18 protein-coding genes and 1 pseudogene are annotated in these 16,306 nt (G+C 72.4%); 10 read left to right on the forward strand and 9 right to left on the reverse strand.

Annotation, left to right across the window (positions count from 1 at the left end):
- Positions 1 to 21 precede the first annotated feature (21 nt).
- The 3 genes from MICAU_RS14510 to mshC all read left to right on the forward strand — a co-directional run bounded on the left by MICAU_RS14510 (position 22) and on the right by mshC (position 2,724).
- The gene (locus MICAU_RS14510; RefSeq protein ID WP_013286077.1) at positions 22 to 603 is read left to right on the forward strand and encodes a DUF3090 domain-containing protein; all 582 of its coding nucleotides are present in this window, start codon (positions 22 to 24) and stop codon (positions 601 to 603) included.
- Positions 600 to 1,418, forward strand: a complete 819-nt coding sequence (locus tag MICAU_RS14515) for an SCO1664 family protein (protein ID WP_013286078.1) — start codon at positions 600 to 602, stop codon at positions 1,416 to 1,418. The genes MICAU_RS14510 and MICAU_RS14515 overlap by 4 nt, the downstream gene beginning before the upstream one ends.
- A gap of 67 nt (positions 1,419 to 1,485) precedes the next feature.
- Positions 1,486 to 2,724 (forward strand): cysteine--1-D-myo-inosityl 2-amino-2-deoxy-alpha-D-glucopyranoside ligase, encoded by a 1,239-nt coding sequence (mshC, locus tag MICAU_RS14520; protein WP_013286079.1) that lies wholly within the window; start codon positions 1,486 to 1,488, stop codon positions 2,722 to 2,724.
- A gap of 371 nt (positions 2,725 to 3,095) precedes the next feature.
- Here the strand turns inward: mshC and MICAU_RS14525 are convergent, their stop codons facing one another.
- Together MICAU_RS14525 and MICAU_RS14530 are read right to left on the reverse strand one after the other, a co-directional pair.
- Positions 3,096 to 3,887 (reverse strand): GntR family transcriptional regulator, encoded by a 792-nt coding sequence (locus MICAU_RS14525; protein WP_013286080.1) that lies wholly within the window; start codon positions 3,885 to 3,887, stop codon positions 3,096 to 3,098.
- Positions 3,888 to 4,002: 115 nt separating this feature from the next.
- A complete protein-coding gene (locus MICAU_RS14530; protein WP_013286081.1) occupies positions 4,003 to 4,872 on the reverse strand; it encodes a PAC2 family protein in 870 nt (289 codons plus the stop codon).
- A gap of 241 nt (positions 4,873 to 5,113) precedes the next feature.
- Between MICAU_RS14530 and metH the strand changes: the two genes are divergently transcribed.
- Positions 5,114 to 8,629, forward strand: coding sequence for a methionine synthase (gene metH / locus MICAU_RS14535; RefSeq protein ID WP_013286082.1), 3,516 nt, complete (start codon positions 5,114 to 5,116; stop codon positions 8,627 to 8,629).
- Positions 8,630 to 8,929: 300 nt separating this feature from the next.
- Here metH and MICAU_RS14540 read toward each other — a convergent pair whose 3' ends face one another.
- Positions 8,930 to 9,331 (reverse strand): hypothetical protein, encoded by a 402-nt coding sequence (locus tag MICAU_RS14540; protein WP_013286084.1) that lies wholly within the window; start codon positions 9,329 to 9,331, stop codon positions 8,930 to 8,932.
- 216 nt (positions 9,332 to 9,547) lie between these two features.
- On the opposite strand from MICAU_RS14540, the gene MICAU_RS14545 reads away from it, so the two are divergent.
- Positions 9,548 to 9,952: a hypothetical protein gene (locus MICAU_RS14545; protein ID WP_013286085.1), complete on the forward strand. Its 405-nt coding sequence runs from the start codon at positions 9,548 to 9,550 to the stop codon at positions 9,950 to 9,952.
- A gap of 3 nt (positions 9,953 to 9,955) precedes the next feature.
- Here the strand turns inward: MICAU_RS14545 and MICAU_RS14550 are convergent, their stop codons facing one another.
- The 5 genes from MICAU_RS14550 to MICAU_RS14570 form a co-directional block, all read right to left on the reverse strand.
- Complete coding sequence (locus MICAU_RS14550) at positions 9,956 to 10,654, reverse strand: DUF6069 family protein (RefSeq protein ID WP_013286086.1); 699 nt, start codon at positions 10,652 to 10,654, stop codon at positions 9,956 to 9,958.
- Positions 10,654 to 11,652 carry an RNA polymerase subunit sigma-70 gene (locus MICAU_RS14555; protein WP_013286087.1) on the reverse strand — a complete coding sequence of 333 codons (999 nt, stop codon included), beginning with the start codon at positions 11,650 to 11,652 and terminating at the stop codon, positions 10,654 to 10,656. The genes MICAU_RS14550 and MICAU_RS14555 overlap by 1 nt, the downstream gene beginning before the upstream one ends.
- A 72-nt stretch (positions 11,653 to 11,724) precedes the next feature.
- Entirely contained in the window at positions 11,725 to 12,060 is a 336-nt protein-coding gene (locus MICAU_RS14560) for a YnfA family protein (RefSeq protein ID WP_013286088.1), read from the reverse strand.
- 3 nt (positions 12,061 to 12,063) lie between these two features.
- Entirely contained in the window at positions 12,064 to 12,486 is a 423-nt protein-coding gene (locus MICAU_RS14565) for a MerR family transcriptional regulator (RefSeq protein WP_013286089.1), read from the reverse strand.
- Positions 12,486 to 12,815 (reverse strand): hypothetical protein, encoded by a 330-nt coding sequence (locus MICAU_RS14570; RefSeq protein WP_013286090.1) that lies wholly within the window; start codon positions 12,813 to 12,815, stop codon positions 12,486 to 12,488. Before MICAU_RS14570 ends, MICAU_RS14565 begins: the two co-directional genes overlap by 1 nt.
- 87 nt (positions 12,816 to 12,902) lie before the next feature.
- Here MICAU_RS14570 and MICAU_RS14575 point away from each other — a divergent pair, with 87 nt between their 5' ends.
- The 3 genes and pseudogenes from MICAU_RS14575 (at position 12,903) to MICAU_RS14585 (ending at position 14,266) form a co-directional block, all read left to right on the forward strand.
- The gene (locus tag MICAU_RS14575) at positions 12,903 to 13,229 is read left to right on the forward strand and encodes an ArsR/SmtB family transcription factor (RefSeq protein WP_013286091.1); all 327 of its coding nucleotides are present in this window, start codon (positions 12,903 to 12,905) and stop codon (positions 13,227 to 13,229) included.
- Positions 13,229 to 13,904 (forward strand): annotated as a pseudogene (locus tag MICAU_RS14580) (cation efflux transmembrane domain-containing protein). The gene MICAU_RS14575 and the pseudogene MICAU_RS14580 overlap by 1 nt, the downstream one beginning before the upstream one ends.
- Before the next feature lie 179 nt (positions 13,905 to 14,083).
- Positions 14,084 to 14,266 (forward strand): hypothetical protein, encoded by a 183-nt coding sequence (locus MICAU_RS14585; protein WP_013286093.1) that lies wholly within the window; start codon positions 14,084 to 14,086, stop codon positions 14,264 to 14,266.
- A 9-nt stretch (positions 14,267 to 14,275) separates the two neighbouring features.
- Here the strand turns inward: MICAU_RS14585 and MICAU_RS14590 are convergent, their stop codons facing one another.
- A complete protein-coding gene (locus MICAU_RS14590; protein ID WP_013286094.1) occupies positions 14,276 to 14,635 on the reverse strand; it encodes a hypothetical protein in 360 nt (119 codons plus the stop codon).
- A gap of 130 nt (positions 14,636 to 14,765) precedes the next feature.
- Between MICAU_RS14590 and MICAU_RS14595 the strand changes: the two genes are divergently transcribed.
- Positions 14,766 to 15,506 (forward strand): neutral zinc metallopeptidase, encoded by a 741-nt coding sequence (locus tag MICAU_RS14595; protein WP_013286095.1) that lies wholly within the window; start codon positions 14,766 to 14,768, stop codon positions 15,504 to 15,506.
- A 115-nt stretch (positions 15,507 to 15,621) separates the two neighbouring features.
- Positions 15,622 to 16,260 (forward strand): HAD family hydrolase, encoded by a 639-nt coding sequence (locus MICAU_RS14600; protein WP_013286096.1) that lies wholly within the window; start codon positions 15,622 to 15,624, stop codon positions 16,258 to 16,260.
- Positions 16,261 to 16,306: the final 46 nt, after the last annotated feature.

Genomic DNA, 16,306 nt, shown 5'->3' on the forward strand with positions numbered 1-16,306 from the left:
ACGCCGGATAGGGTCGTGGGTATGACGCACCAGGTGCACGCCTTCGAGCCGCCGGAGCGGTTCGTCGCCGGTACGGTCGGCCCGCCGGGGGAGCGCACGTTCTTCCTCCAGGCGCGCGGCGGCGGCCGGCTGGTCAGCGTGTCGCTGGAGAAGGTCCAGGTGTCGTTGCTCGCCGAAAAGCTGGAGGAGCTGCTCGCCGAGGCGCAGCGCCGCTTCGGCGTGAAGCTCCCGGAGCCGGTCACCACCGTGACCGGCGACAACGAGCCGCTCGACACGCCTGTGGACGAGGAGTTCCGGGTCGGCACGCTGGGCCTGGCCTTCGACGTGGACACCGCCACCGTGGTGATCGAGGCGATCGCCGTCGGTGAGGCCGAGGTCGAGGTCGAGCTGGGCGACGCGGACGACGACGCCGACGAGGACCCGGACGAGCCGGACGACGACCTCGACCGCCTGCGGGTGCGGCTGACCCCGGAGGCGACCCGCGAGTTCATCGAACGGGCCAAGCGCGTCGTGAACGCCGGCCGGCCCCCCTGCCCGCTGTGCGGCCAGCCGCTCGACCCGGCCGGTCACCTCTGCCCCCGGCACAACGGCTATCACCGGTGACCTCGTCGGAACTGCAGCCCCGACAGGACGGCGCCGAGGCGCTGCGGCTGCTCGCCGACGGTGAGCTGACCCTGGAGGGGCGGCTCGTCGACGCCTCCAACGCGACGCTGCGCGGCGTCATCGCCCTCGGCGACGTGACAGCGCACTGCGTCTACAAGCCGGTACGCGGCGAGCGCCCGCTCTGGGACTTCCCGGACGGCACGCTCGCCGGCCGGGAGGTGTCCGCCTACCTGGTGTCCCGGGCCACCGGCTGGGACCTGGTTCCGCCCACAGTGCTGCGCGACGGCCCGTTCGGCCCCGGCTCGTGCCAGCTCTGGATCGACGAGCCGGACGACGCCGAGCCGCTCGTCGGATTCGTGCCGGCGCGGGAGATCCCACCGCGCTGGTTCCCGGTCGCCGCAGCGCGCGACGACGACGGGGCGGCGTACGCGCTGGCGCACGCCGACGACCCCCGCCTGGCCCGGCTCGTCGTGCTCGACGCGATCATCAACAACGCCGACCGCAAGGGCGGGCACGTGCTCGTCGGCCCGGACGACCGGATCTACGGCGTCGACCACGGCGTGAGCTTCCACGTCGAGGAGAAGCTGCGGACGGTCCTGTGGGGCTGGGCCGGCCGCGAACTGCCGCCGGACGCGGTGGAGATGCTCGACGGCCTGGCCGGGCAGCTCCGCGGGCCGCTCGGTGAGGAACTGGCCGAGCACCTGACCATCGGTGAGCTGGCCGCGCTGGCGGAACGGGTCGAGCGGCTGCGCGAGAGCGGCCGGTTCCCCCTGCCGCCGCAGGAGTGGCCGGCGATGCCCTGGCCACCCATGTGAGCTGCTGTCGCGTTGATCACCCGTAGGGCGGCACCCGAGCGTCTGACGGATCGTTAGGCTGGCGGTCATGGAGTCTTGGGCGGGACATGACGTGCCACGGCTGCCCGGCGAGGGCGTGTCGCTGAGGTTGTACGACTCGGCGCGGCAGGGCGCCCATCCCAGCCGGCCCGAGGGCGCGGCCTCGATGTACGTCTGCGGCATCACCCCGTACGACGCGACGCACCTCGGGCACGCCGCCACCATGATCACGTTCGACCTGGTGCAGCGGATGTGGCGCGACGCCGGCCTCGACGTGCGGTACGTGCAGAACGTCACCGACATCGACGACCCGCTGCTGGAGCGCGCCGAGCGCGACGGCGAGGACTGGAAGGTCCTGGCCATGCGGGAGACCGCGCTGTTCCGCGAGGACATGGAGGCGCTGCGGATGATCCCGCCGGCGCACTACGTCGGCGCGGTCGAGTCGATCCCGGACATCGCCGAGAAGGTGCTGATGCTGCTCAAGGACGGCGCGGCGTACCGGCTCGACGACGGCACCGGCGACGTCTACTTCGACATCTCCGCCGCACCCCGGTTCGGCTACGAGTCCAACCTGACCCGCGAGCAGATGATCGAGCTGTTCGCCGAGCGCGGCGGCGACCCGGAACGCGCCGGCAAGCGCGACCCGCTCGACCCGCTGCTGTGGCGCGGCGCCCGCGAGGGCGAGCCGTCCTGGCCCGGCGGCGACCTGGGCCCGGGCCGTCCCGGCTGGCACATCGAGTGCACAGTCATCGCGTTGAACCTGCTCGGCGACCGGATCGACGTGCAGGGCGGCGGCAACGACCTGATCTTCCCGCACCACGAGTGCTCCGCCGCGCACGCCGAGCGGCTGACCGGCGAGGCACCGTTCGCCGACCACTACGTGCACGCCGGCATGATCGGCCTGGACGGCGAGAAGATGTCGAAGTCCCAGGGCAACCTGGTCTTCGTATCCCGGCTGCGGGCCGACAAGGTCGACCCGATGGCGGTCCGGCTGGCGCTGATGAGCGGGCACTACCGCAGCGACCGCTCCTGGACCGACGACCTGCTCACCGAGGCGCAGGAGCGGCTGGGCCGCTGGCGGCGGGCCGCCGCCGCGCCGGCCGGGCCGTCGGGGGCGGCGTTGCTGGCCGCGGTACGCGAGCGCCTGGCCGACGACCTGGACACGCCGGGTGCGTTGGCGGCGGCCGACCGCTGGGCCGAAGGAACCCTGAACGGCGTCACGGACGACGAGACCGCTCCGGCCCTCTTCCGAGACACGGTGGACGCCCTCCTAGGCATCGCCCTCTAGCCCCGCCCCGTCCTTCCACCGCGCCTCATCGCCCTCGCGCCGCGCCTTCTCGCCTGCTCGCGCGTCGATCTTGCACTTGCGGCCCACGTTCCGGCGCTTTTGCCCGGTTCGCGGGGGCCGCAACCGCAAGATCGCGCCGTCCGGCGGCGGGTGTGGCGTGGGTGGAACGTGGTGGGTGCGTCGAGGACGGTTTGACACACGTGATGTTCCACTCGGGCGTGGCCGGCCCCGGCTGCTCCGTGCGCTGGCGACCCGACCGCTGACTCGGCGATCTTGCAGTTGTGGCCCCGTGGGTGTCGTGAATGTCCCGTTCGCCGGGGCGGAAAGTGCAAGATCGCCGGGGTGCCGGGGTGCCGGGCGACGAGGGCGGGTCAGCCCAGGACCAGGCCGGGGTCGGGGTCCTGGTCGGGAGCGGGGGCGGGGATCTTGTACTCCTCGGTCAGCGTGGTCATCGGGCCGGGCCACGTGGCCTGGGCGACCTCGATCGGCTTGTGCCGCTCGTCGTAGGCGACGTGCAGCAGGTGCAGCACCGGCGTGTCCGGGCGGATCTGGAGGATCTCCGCCTCCTCCCGGCTGGGCTGGCGGGCGCTGATCGTGTCGGTGGCGGTGACGTACCGCCGGCCGGTGACCTCCTCCGCCTCCTGGTACAGCGGCCGGCCGAATGCCTCGGCCCGCTCCAGTGACGTGCCGGCGGTGTCGGCGGGCAGGAACCAGGACGCGCCGACCTCCACGGGGGAGTCGTCGGTGCGTACCAGGTGCCGCCGGCAGAGCAGCTCGGTGCCGTCGGCGACGCCGAACGCGTCGGCCACCTCGGACGGGGCGGGGGAGCGGCCGACGGAGACGAGCTGCTGGCGGTACCGGGCGGCCAGGTCGGTGTGGTAGCCGCGAAAGCCGCCGTACCGGCCCCGGGACAGGCGGTTGAGGCGGCGCCGGGTGCCCCGGACGTACGTACCGGAGCCGGGTTTGGTGATCAGGATGCCCTCGACCCGCAGCTGGTCGACGGCGCGCTGCACGGTCTGCTTCGCGACGCCGAACATCTCGGCGATGGCCGGGATGGACGGCAACCGCTCGCCCGGACCCCAGTCGCCGCGGCGCACCTGGGCCTTGAGCTGCGCGGCGATCTGCCGGTGCGGGAACTCGGCCGCGCCGGGGTTGATCTGCATGCCCGCCTCCTCACAACAGCTAGGTTCCTAGGATGCCCTAGAGGGTGTGACGGCGCCACCCCGGACACGAAGAAGCCGGGCCCCGGCGGGGGAGCCCGGCTTCGACGGAAGGGTGCTACCAGGAACCCGCTGTCGGCCCGGCGGAACCGCCGCGGCGGCGCAGGTACTTCTCGAACTCCTGGGCGATCTCGTCCCCGGTCAACGGGGTGATGCCGGCGTCGCCGACCCGTTCCTCCAGCTCACGGACGTACTCGCCGAGTTCGGCGTCCTGCTCGGCGGCGCTGCGCACCCGCTGCTCCCACTCGGCTGCCTCCTCGGCCAGGTCGGCCATCGGCACCGGCAGGTCGAGCACCTCCTCGACCCGGTGCAGCAGGGCGAGGGTGGCCTTCGGGCAGGGCGGGTTGTTGGCGTAGTGCGGCACGTGCACCCAGAACGACACCGCGTCGACCTCGGCCCGGGTGCAGGCGTCGTGCAGCACGCCGACGATGCCCGTCGGCCCGTCGTACCGGGTGGGGGTGAGCTGGTAGCGCTTGGCCGCGTCGGCGTCCGACGCGCTGCCGCTGATCGGCAGCGGCCGGGTGTACGGCACGTCGGCCAGCAACGCGCCGAGCAGCACCACCCGCTCGACCTCCAGGCTGTGGCAGATCTCCAGCACCTGCTCGCAGAACGTACGCCAGCGCATGCTCGGCTCGATCCCGCGGATCAGCACCACGTCGCGCTCGGTGCCCTCCGGGCTGGCCACCATGAAGCGCGTGGTGGGCCACTCGACGCGCCGGGTCTCCCCGTCGGCCATGGTGATCGTCGGGCGGCTCACCTGGAAGTCGTAGAAGTCCTCCGGGTCCAGCTCGGTCACCTCCCGGGCCTGCCAGACCTGTTCCAGGTGTTCCACGGCGGCGGTGGAGGCGTCGGCGGCGTCGTTCCAGCCCTCGAAGGCCGCGATGGCGACCGGCGAGCGCAGTACCGGCAGCCCGTCGAACTCGGTCACGCCGTCACCTCACCCTGCTCGTCGGGCGCGGCGCCGCCCCGTCGCACGGTCGCACCCCAGTTGTCCTTCACGTCCGTCAGCCTACGTGCCGCCGCCGGGCCCGGCCCGTCGGCCGCGCCGGTCGCCGGGCCGGACCACTCGGGCGAACCGGCGGAAAGGTGTACGCCGGCCCGGTGGGCAGAATGTGGGAAGGCCCGGTTCGGGTGACTCTGCCGCACTCGGGCGCACTAACCTGGGGCATGTGCCTATTTCGTTGCGTGACCTGCTGGCCGATCGGATCCTGATCGCGGACGGCGCGATGGGGACGATGCTCCAGGCCGCCGACCTCACCCTCGACGACTTCGACGGCCTGGAAGGCTGCAACGAGATCCTCAACGTGACCCGCCCGGACGTGGTCCGCGGCGTGCACGACGCCTACCTGGCCGCGGGCGCCGACTGCGTGGAGACCAACACGTTCGGCGCGAACCTGCCCAACCTCGCCGAGTACGGCATCCCCGGCCGCATCCGGGAGCTGTCCGAGGCGGGCGCGCGGATCGCGCGGGAGGCCGCCGACGCGTACGCGACGGAGGAGCATCCCCGGTTCGTGCTCGGCTCGATGGGTCCGGGCACCAAGCTGCCCACCCTCGGGCACGCGAGCTACGCCTCGCTGCGCGACGCGTACCAGGAGAACGCCGCCGGCCTGATCGCCGGCGGGGCGGACGCGCTGATCATCGAGACCTGCCAGGACCTGCTCCAGGTCAAGGCGGCGGTGGTCGGGTCGAAGCGGGCGCGCGCCGAGGCCGGCCGGGACGTCCCGATCATCTGCCAGGTCGCGGTGGAGACGACAGGCACCATGCTGCTCGGCAGCGAGATCGGCGCCGCGCTGACAGCGATCGAGCCGCTGGGCGTCGACCTGATCGGGCTGAACTGCTCCACCGGCCCGGCCGAGATGGGCGAGCACCTGCGCTACCTGGCGCAGCACTCGCGTATCCCGATCTCGGTGATGCCGAACGCGGGCCTGCCGGTGCTGACCGCCGACGGGGCGTACTTCCCGCTCAGCCCGGACGAGCTGGCCGACGCGCTGGAGCAGTTCGTCACCGACTACGGCGTTGCCCTGATCGGCGGCTGCTGCGGCACCACCCCGGAGCACATCCGGGTGCTGGTGGAGCGACTCGGCGGGCGGGCGCCGGTGGCGCGAGAGCCGAAGCCGGAGGCCGGGGTCTCCTCGATCTACCACCACGTGCCGTTCGTCCAGGACGCCAGCATCCTGATGGTGGGGGAGCGGACCAACGCCAACGGCTCGAAGGCGTTCCGCGAGTCCATGCTCGCCGGGGACTGGCAGGCCTGCGTGGAGGTCGCGCGCAGCCAGGCCCGGGACGGCTCGCACCTGCTGGACCTCTGCGTCGACTACGTGGGCCGTGACGGCACGCAGGACATGCGGGAGCTGGCCGGCCGGTTCGCCACCGCCTCGACGCTGCCGATCGTGCTGGACTCCACCGAACCGGCGGTGATCGAGGCCGGGCTGGAGATGCTCGGCGGCCGGTGCGTGGTCAACTCGGTCAACTTCGAGGACGGCGACGGTCCCGACTCCCGCTACGCGCGGATCATGCCGGTGGTGAGGGAGCACGGCGCCGCCGTCGTGGCGCTGCTCATCGACGAGGAGGGCCAGGCCCGCACCCGCGAGTGGAAGGTACGGGTGGCCTGCCGGCTGATCGACGACCTGACCGGCCGGTGGGGGATGCGCCGGGAGGACATCCTCATCGACGCGCTGACGTTCCCGATCGCCACCGGGCAGGAGGAGACCCGCCGCGACGGCATCGAGACGATCGAGGCGATCCGGGAGATCGCCGCGCGTTACCCGGGCGTCAACTTCACCGCCGGGATCTCGAACGTCTCGTTCGGCCTCAATCCGGCGGCCCGGCAGGTGCTCAACTCGGTCTTCCTGCACGAGTGCGCCCAGGCCGGGCTGACCTCGGCGATCGTGCACGCCAGCAAGATCCTGCCGATGGCACGGATCCCGGACGAGCAGCGTGAGGTGGCGCTCGACCTGGTGTACGACCGCCGCCGCGAGGGTTACGACCCGGTGCAGCGGTTCATCGAGGCGTTCGAGGGCGTGGACGCGGCGTCGGCGCGCGCCACCCGGGCCGAGGAACTGGCCGCGCTGCCGCTGGACGAGCGGCTCAAGCGGCGGATCATCGACGGCGAGCGCAACGGCCTGGAGGCCGACCTGGACACCGCGATGGCGCAGGGGCGTACGCCGCTGTCCATCATCAACGACCTGCTGCTGGACGGCATGAAGGTGGTCGGCGAGCTGTTCGGCTCCGGCCAGATGCAGTTGCCGTTCGTGCTCCAGTCCGCCGAGGTGATGAAGACCGCGGTGGCCTATCTGGAGCCGCACATGGAGAAGACCGACGACGACGGCAAGGGCCGGATCGTGCTCGCCACGGTGAAGGGCGATGTGCACGACATCGGCAAGAACCTGGTCGACATCATCCTGTCCAACAACGGCTACGACGTGGTGAACATCGGCATCAAGCAGCCGATCAACGCGATCCTCGACGCCGCGGAGGAACACCGGGCCGACGCGATCGGCATGTCCGGCCTGCTGGTCAAGAGCACAGTCATCATGAAGGAGAACCTGGCCGAGATGGCCTCCCGCGGCGTGGCCGAGCGCTGGCCGGTGCTGCTCGGCGGCGCGGCGCTGACCCGCGCGTACGTGGAGGACGACCTGCGGTCGATCTACCCGGGCCAGGTCCACTACGCCCGCGACGCGTTCGAAGGGCTGTCCCTGATGGACCGCGTGATGGCGGCCAAGCGCGGCGGCGCGCCGATGGTCGACCCGGAGCGCGAGGCGGCACTGGCGGCCCGCCGGGAGCGCCGCGAGCGGCAGCGGGCGCAGGTGCGCGAGGCGCTGCCCGAACTGGACGACGCGTCGGTCCGCTCCGACGTGGCGGTGGACGTGACGGTGCCGAAGCCGCCGTTCTTCGGCACCCGTGTCGTCAAGGGTGTGCCGCTGGCCGACTACGCGGCACTGCTCGACGAGCGGGCCACGTTCCTGGGCCAGTGGGGCCTGCGCGGCGCCCGTGGCGGCAAGGGGCCGTCGTACGAGGAACTGGTCGAGACCGAGGGCCGGCCCCGGCTGCGGTACTGGCTGGACCGCCTGATCTCCGACCAGGTGCTGGAGGCGGCCGTCGTGTACGGCTACTTCCCCGCGTACTCCGAAGGCAACGACCTGGTGGTGCTGGACGAGAACGGGCACAGCGAGCGGGCCCGGTTCTCCTTCCCCCGGCAGCGGCAGGAGCGGCGGCTGTGCCTGGCCGACTTCTTCCGGCCCAAGGGCGACCAGCTCGACGTGGTGGCGTTGCAGCTGGTCACCGTGGGGCAGCCGATCAGCGAGTACACGGCGAAGATGTTCGCCGGCAACGAGTACCGCGACTACCTGGAGGTGCACGGCCTGTCCGTGCAGCTCACCGAGGCCCTGGCGGAGTACTGGCACCGGCGGATCCGGGCCGAGCTGGTGCTGCCCGGCGGCGGCACTGTGGCCGACGAGGACCCGGCCGATCTGGCCGGCCTGCTGCGCACCGACTACCGGGGCTGCCGGTACGCGTTCGGCTACCCGGCCTGCCCGGACCTGGAGGACCGGGCGAAGATCGTGGAGTTGCTGGGCGCCGAGCGGATCGGGGTGCAGTTGTCGGAGGAGTTCCAGTTGGTGCCGGAGCAGGCCACCGACGCGATCGTGGTGCACCACCCGGAGGCGAACTACTTCAACGCCAAGTAGCCAGGGTGAGCGCGCTTACTGTCCTGCCCTGCGGTCTTATTGATCAGGGCGGGCGAGTGAAGACTGCTCGATGACCTGAGTCATGCGTGCCGACGGCGCGTACCTGGAAACGGTCCTCACCGGTGCGGACACGGCCGACCTCGAACGGGCCTTCGACGCCTTGGCGTTCGGTGACTCGATCGGTTGACGCGTGAGCGGACGACCTGCCTACCGGCGGCCCTCGCCGGTTACCCGTCTTGGCGCGGACGAGCGCGGGGCGCCCGCCGGGATGGCGGACGCCCCGAAGCGTCGACGCGTCGGTCAGCCGATCAGCGTGACCGAGTAGTCGTACGTCGTCCCGGTCACCGAGTACGTCGCGGTCTGCCCGTTCTCGCAGTACGACACGAAGCTGCTCGGGGTCCGTTGCGCTCCGGCCACCGCGTCCACCACCGGCCGCACATCGGACCCGACCGGCAGCGCGGTGGTAGTGAGATCGATCGTCCGCGACTGGTTGATCGGGTAGGTGTCGGTGTTCGCCGTCTCCAGGCCGTTGCTCGCCGCGACACTGAAGGACATCACGAAGGCGGCGTTGTTCACCACGGCGATGCGCTGAACGCAGGGTTCGGCCTGCGCGCTGGCCGTGGAGGCCGTTGCCAGTGCCGATGCACCGGCGGCGAGCGTCCCGGCGAGTGCGGCTCCGACGAGCCTGGCGCGGAAGGTCATGGTGTCACCTCTCGGTCGTACGTGGCGCCGGGCGCCGACTGGCGGCGCCCGGCGTATGGTCCGTATCGAAGTGCCCGAGTGATCTCGATCGAATCCTGTGGATCGCATCATTCTGTGTCGGGCCTACGGCTCCCGGTCGATCTGGCGGCTCGACCGGTGCCAGACTGAGGGATCGATTTCGATGGCGTGCGAGCGTCCCGGTGCGAGGAGTCCGAAGTGGTGAACTCCGCCCTCTCCGCTGTCGTCCACGCGGTCGGAGCCGGCCCGCCACCGCTGGCGGACCCGGCTCTCGACCCCGGTGCGACGTACTACACCTTCGTCGTCCTGTCCGGTATGTACCTCGCCCCCCTTGTCATGTCCGGGCTCGGGTTCCTCTGCGCCGCGGGCATCGGGCTCAGCCGCCGGATCGGTACGGCTGCCGCGATCGTGATCGTCCTGTTCTACGCGTTGTCGCTGCTCGGCAGCGCCTTCACCTGGCCCGGCCTGGAACACCAGGGAAAACCGACTGAGACGCTGTGGCTGATCGTCATCGGTTGCGGCGGCTTCCTGGTGTTGCCCTGGCTCGTCGCGTTCGGCGGCACCAAGGTGGCCCTCCGACGTCGCGGAGCCACGACCCGGTAGCCGTCAGGCACCTCGCGAAGGGTCTGCGCGCAGGCTCCGCGCCATGGCGGGGATCATCACCGCCGCCGCGACCAGGTGCAGCCCGGCCAGCGTGACAGTGGTGGCGGCGTCGCCACCGGCGATAAATGGCGGCACCATCGACAGCGCGGTCAGCGACACCGCCGTCCACACGAACCGCCGCGCGGGGTAGGCGCTGAACCGCAACAGGACGGCGGCGATGACGACGCCCACGAGCGAGAAGAACCCGGTCACCACGGCGAACCCGCCCAACGGGATCGTCTCGCCGCCGTCAGGGATCTCGAAGTCCACACCGGCGGCCCGGGCGAGCGCCGCCGCGAGCGTGGTGACCGCCATCGCGGCGATCGTGGCGACCAGGCCGGTGACGGCGAGCCGCCGGAAGCCGTGCGGACGGCCCGAGACGGTGCCGGTGTCGGTGCTGCTGATCATGTCGTTCCTCCGAGCTTCGAGGTGAGGGGTGAGGATCCGCACGGTCGCGGTGCGACGGCCGGGGTTGCGCAACGCGCGTACGCCGGTGCCGCGCAGCCAGAAGCCGGCGTCACGGCCGAGGACCGGCCCGGGGGTGCCGTCGCGCAGCTCCAGCTGCACCCGGCCGCGCGTGACCACGCCGTACGCGTGACGCCACTGGGCCGCGACCACCGGAACTCGCGCGCCGCCGGGCAGCGCGAGCGTCCGCGCGGGCACTACGGCGTACGGTCGGCCGGCAGGCGCTCCGGCAGCCCGAGCCGCGGGAACTGGTCGGCGTGGAACGTGACGATCTCGGTGATGGCCCCGCCGGTGATGCGCAAGGCGTCGACTGTGAGCGGCAGGTACGCGCCGTCGCTGTCCTGCCAGAGGTAGAACGCGACGGCGGGCTGCCGGTTCACGGCGGTGGGCACTGCTCGCAGGCTGCCCAGGCTCTCGAAACCGTCTGCGATCCAGTCGTTCACCACCGCGTCGCGGCCGATCTGGAGGCCCGGGGTGGGCGGCATCGAGCAGCGCACGTCGTCGCGCAGCATGGCGGCGAGACCGTCGACGTCCTTGGCGATGCTGGCGTCGGTGAAGCGGCGTACCAGCTCGCGCGTCCGGGTGTCCGTCTCGTCGCCGGTCCAGTCCTGCCGTTGCGCGGGCAGGTGTTCCCGCATGCCCGCGCGGGCGCGCTGCAAGGCGCTGTTCACCGAGTTGACCGAGTCCCCGAGGAGTTCCGCGACGTCCTTCGCGGGCCAGCCGAGCACGTCCCGCAGGATCAGCACTGCGCGTGGGCGCGGCGCCAGGTGCTGCACCGCGACCAGGTACGCCAGCTCGATCGTCTCCCGCGCCACCGCTACGGTTTCCGGCTCGTCCGCGTCGGCGGCGGGCAGCTCGTCGAGCAGCCGGTCCGGGTACGGCTGGAGCCACCGCACCTCGCCGCCGGTCGCGGGCTCGGGCCGGCACTTGGCGAGCCGGTCCAGGCAGGCGTTGGTGGCGATCCGGTACAGCCAGGCCCGGAACGTCGACCGTCCCGCGAACGTGTCCCGCCGCCGCCACGCCCGCAGGAACGTCTCCTGGACGGTGTCCTCGGCGTCCTCGAACGACCCGAGCATCCGGTAGCAGTGCACGTGCAGCTCCCGCCGGTGCCGCTGCGCCAGCCCGGTGAACGCCGGTTCGTCGACCTCAGCCAGACCGCTCACGCCCAGCTCCTGCAGCTGCGTGTCCCTACCCATGACGTCATCCCTCCGCGTCGTGTCCCTTCGCAGGTGTGACGGGCACGGGCGCGGAAACTCATCACCGCGACGTCAGCTCGCGCGCGGGGCGTACATGATGACGGCGACGCCGACCAGGCAGATGGCCGCGCCGACGAGGTCGTAGCGGTCGGGCCGGAACTTGTCGACCACCATGCCCCAGGCGAGCGACCCGGCGACGAAGACGCCGCCGTAGGCGGCGAGGATGCGGCCGAAGTTCGCGTCCGGCTGGAACGTGGCCACGAACCCGTAGGCGCCGAGCGCGATCACCCCGGCGGCGATCCAGAGCAGCCCGCGGTTCTCCCGCCAGCCCTGCCACACCAGCCAGGCGCCGCCGATCTCGGCGAGGGCGGCGAGCAGGAACAGCAGGATGGAACGCACGACCGTCATGCGTCAGACCGTAGCCGGGCCTCGGTCCGGACCGGTGAAGGGCAGGGGACAGTGCGGGCTTTCGGCGCAGGTGACCAGGTCGTCGCAGCCGGCCGAGACGGCGGCCCGGAGCGTGTCGCGGACGGCGGTGAGGTCCGCGAGCCGTCGCTCCACCTCGGCGAGCTTGTCGCGGGCCCGGGTCCGCAGGCCGGCGTCGTGCCGTCCGGCCGCCAGCAGGTCGGCGACCTCGGCGAGCGTGAAGCCGAGACGTTGCGCGGCCTTCACCACCCGCAGCAGGGTGACCGTCTCGGCCGGGTAGAGGCGATGCCCGCCCGGCGACCGCCGGGGCGCGGGCAGCAGCCCGCGCCGTTCGTAGTAGCGCAGCGTCTGCACGTTGACCCCGGCCGCGTCGGCGAGCCGGCCGCTGCGCAGCTCCGGCTCGCCCATCACCGGCCCCGCGCGGCCGTGGCCCGCAGGGCCAGGGCATCGAGTACGGCGACACGGGCCGCCGGAACGCGGATGTCGAGCGTCAGCGTGTCGCCGTCCGGGCTGGCGAGATCGAAGGTGAAGAAGGAGCAGCAGGCGGACTCGCGGGCGATCAGGTCCCGGGCGAGCGCTTCGGCGCGGCCGTCGAGGTGCAGCCGCAGATGCCCGGCGGCCGGCCGGTCGGCGCCGCGCAGCGCGTCGTGGAACAGCCCGTCGAACTCGGCCAGCCGCAGCGGCCGTTCGGTGGTCGGCAGCGTGCAGGTGTCGGGCACCCAGGATTCGTCGGTCACCTCTCGACGGTAAGCCCGTACCGGGGTACCGGATGCAACCGCCGGTTCATCCTTTCCTGAATACAGCAGACGCTGTACAGTCACGGCATGTGGACGCTGCACCACTCCCAGGCGCTGTCCCGTTTCGGTCACGCGCTGTCCGACCCACTGCGCGCCCGGCTGCTGCTGGCCCTGCGCGAGGGGCCCGGCTACCCGGCCGAGCTGGCCGAGGCGCTCGGCACCAGCCGGCAGAACCTGTCCAACCACCTGGCCTGCCTGCGCGGCTGCGGCCTGGTCGTGGCCGTGCCGGAGGGTCGCCGCACCCGGTACGAGCTGGCCGAAGCCCGCCTCGCCCACGCGCTCGGCGACCTGGTCGGCGTCGTGCTCGCGGTCGACCCGGCCGCCTGCCCGGACGCCGCGGACGGATGCTGCTGATGAGCCTGCCGCTGATCCCCGTCACGCCCGGCTGGCCCGGCGCCGGACCGCCGCGCGCTGCTCACCCGCCGGGTACGCCTGCTGGTCTCCGCGACGATCACCTACAACGTGATCGAGGCGGTGGTGGCGATCGGTGCCGGTACCGTCGCGTCCTCGACCGCCCTGATCGGTTTCGGTCTGGATTCGGTCATCGAGGTGGCCTCCGCGGCGGCGGTGGCGTGGCAGTTCGCCGGTCCGGATCCGCAGGCCCGGGAGCGGGTCACGCTGCGCGTCATCGCGGTGTCGTTCTTCGCGCTCGCCGCGTACGTCTCAGTCGAGGCGGTACGGGCGCTACTCGGCGGCGCCGAGGCCGCGCACTCACCGGTCGGGCTGGTGCTCGCCGGGCTCTCGGTGATCGTGATGCCGGTGCTGTCGGCAGCGCAGCGGCGCGCCGGGCGTGAACTGGGCTCCCGGTCGGCGGTGGCCGACTCGAAGCAGACGTTGCTGTGCACGTACCTCTCGGTGGTCCTGCTCGTCGGGCTTGCCCTCAACGGCCTGTTCGGATGGTCCTGGGCCGACCCGGTCGCCGCCCTGGTGATCGCCGTGGTCGCGGTCCGCGAGGGCCGCGACGCCTGGCGCGGCGACACCTGCTGCGCCACCTGCGGCTCGGGCGGCGGGCGCGACGCGCGGGCCTGATCACCGGCCGCGACCTGCGGCGACGTCGGGAATACGGCTGTGCTCGACGGCCCGGCGGGCTACCGTCACCGGAGTACGGGCCGGCGTGGGTCAGGCGCGCCGCGTCCACGCCCGCGCCGTCGGAGTTGACGTGGCGGAAACGCCCGCAGACGAGCATGGGTACGACGAAAGGGGCGGACATGACCGACGAGGTGACGTCGCAGGTCCCGCCGGAACCGGCTCCCGTGCTGACCACCACGCCCGCCGGAACCGGGCCGGTCGGACCGCCGAGCAGCCTGGACCTGTGGGCGCGCGCCCAGGTGCTGCACCGCTGCTTCGGCGACGACGACGGCGAGCCGCACATCATGCGCGGCCTGGACTGACCGCGCCGGTCAGCGCACCGTCACGCCGGCCCCCGCCAGCACCTCCCACCACGACGCGAGGTCGGGAACAGGCTCGGCGCGGGCCGTGTACTCCGCCAACCGCCGCCGCTGCTCCGCGCTCGGCGCCGGTGAGACGGTGGCGCCCACGCCGACCAGGGCGTACCGGTGGCCGCCGACGGTGAGCAGCATCGTGCCGACGATCGTCCCCCGGGCCTCGACCTGCCCGGCGGGCGCGGCGAACACCTCCGCGCCGCGCCGGTCGCGGGCGCGCAGCCGGCCCTCGTCGAGCGTCAGCAGCACCGGTACGCACCGCATGCCGTTCCAGAGGCTGCGTCGCCAGTAGACGATTCCCGCGTACGACCGGTCCACGCGCCGACCGTACCGTTCCCGCGCACCGGTGAACGATTCCCGGCGGCGGTGCGTGAGAGCCGGTGAGCATCACCGGCGGCCGCCGGGGGTACTGCTGCGGGACACGGGAACGAACAGCCGGGAGGTCACGGTGGGGGACAGGGCGGGACGTCAGGGGCGCGGGCCGATCGCCGGACTGGTGGTGGCCGCGCTGGTGGCGGCCGGCTGCATGGCCGGTGGCTACGACCAGGGCGAGCCGCAGCAGCCCGCACCCCCGCGCAGCGCGCAGCCCGAGTCGCAGACCACCCGCGCGGACGGCACGACGAGCGTGGCCGAGTTCAAGCAGGACATCCAGGACGCGGTACGGCTGGCCGAACGCTACTGGGCGGAGCAGTTCCGCGCCTCCGGTGAGCGGTTCACCCCGATCCGGCGGGTGGTGGCCTACAGCCGCGAGGGCGAGGTGGCCTGCGCCGGGCAAGGGCTGCCGCGCAACAACGCGGTCTACTGCTCGGCCGGCGACTTCATCGCCTACGACGTGAACTGGTCGGTGGCGGCGTTCCGGCAGATCGGCGACGCGTTCCTGTTCTACCTGCTCGGCCACGAGTACGCCCACGGCATGCAGGTGCGGCTGGGCATCCGCTACAACTTCACCATCCAGCAGGAGTTGCAGGCCGACTGCATGGCCGGGGCGTACCTCGGTGACAGCGTGCGGTCCGGGGCGCTGGAACTGGAGGACGGCGACCTGGAGGAGTTCCGGGAAGGGCTGCTGGCGGTCGGCGACGATCCGGACCAGCCGTGGTTCGCCGAGGGCTCGCACGGCACCGCCGAGCAGCGCAGCGAGTCGTTCTTCCGGGGGTACGAGAAGTCGCTCGGCGCCTGCGGCCTCGGCTGATGCCGCGGGTCACCCCGATCGGGGACGGTGACGGGCGCACCGGACGCGGCTGGCAGGATCGGCGGGGTACGCGTATCGAAGGAGGCCCCCGCTGAGCAGCAAGCACCCCGCCGCCGTGCTCTTCGACATGGACGGCACCCTGGTCGACAGCGAGAAACTGTGGGACGTCGCGTTGCAGGAACTGGCCGCCGTGTACGGCGGTGTCCTGTCCGAGGACGCCCGCCGCGCGATCGTCGGCACCGGGATGGCCGACGCGATGCGGATCGTGCACGACGACCTGGGCCAGCCGGAGCGGGACGTGCAGGAAAGCGCCGACTGGATCAGCGCCCGGATCCTGGACCTGTTCCGCACCGGGCTGCGGTGGCGTCCGGGCGCGCTGGCGCTGCTGCGGGCGGTACGCGACGCCGGCATCCCCACCGCGCTGGTCACCTCCAGCGGCCGGTCCCTGGTCGAGGTGGCCCTGGACACGCTGGGCCGGGACAGCTTCGACGCGGTGGTCTGCGGCGACGAGGTGGACGCGGCGAAGCCGCACCCGGAGCCGTACCTGACCGCCGCGCGTCTGCTGGGCGTGCCGATCGGGCGGTGCGTGGCGATCGAGGACTCACCGACCGGGGTGGCGAGCGCGCTCGCCGCGGGTGCGGCGGTGCTGGCGGTGCCGGCCGAGGTGCCGCTGGCGCCCACCGACGGCGTACACCAGCTGGAGAGCCTGCTCGGGGCGGACCTGGAGCTGCTCGCGGCCCTGCTCAACTGTTAGGAAGGGCCCCTTCTTATGCACGAGGCGTTAAGAAGGGGCCCTTCCT

This window comes from Micromonospora aurantiaca ATCC 27029 (assembly GCF_000145235.1).
Taxonomy (GTDB): Bacteria; Actinomycetota; Actinomycetes; order Mycobacteriales; family Micromonosporaceae; genus Micromonospora; species Micromonospora aurantiaca.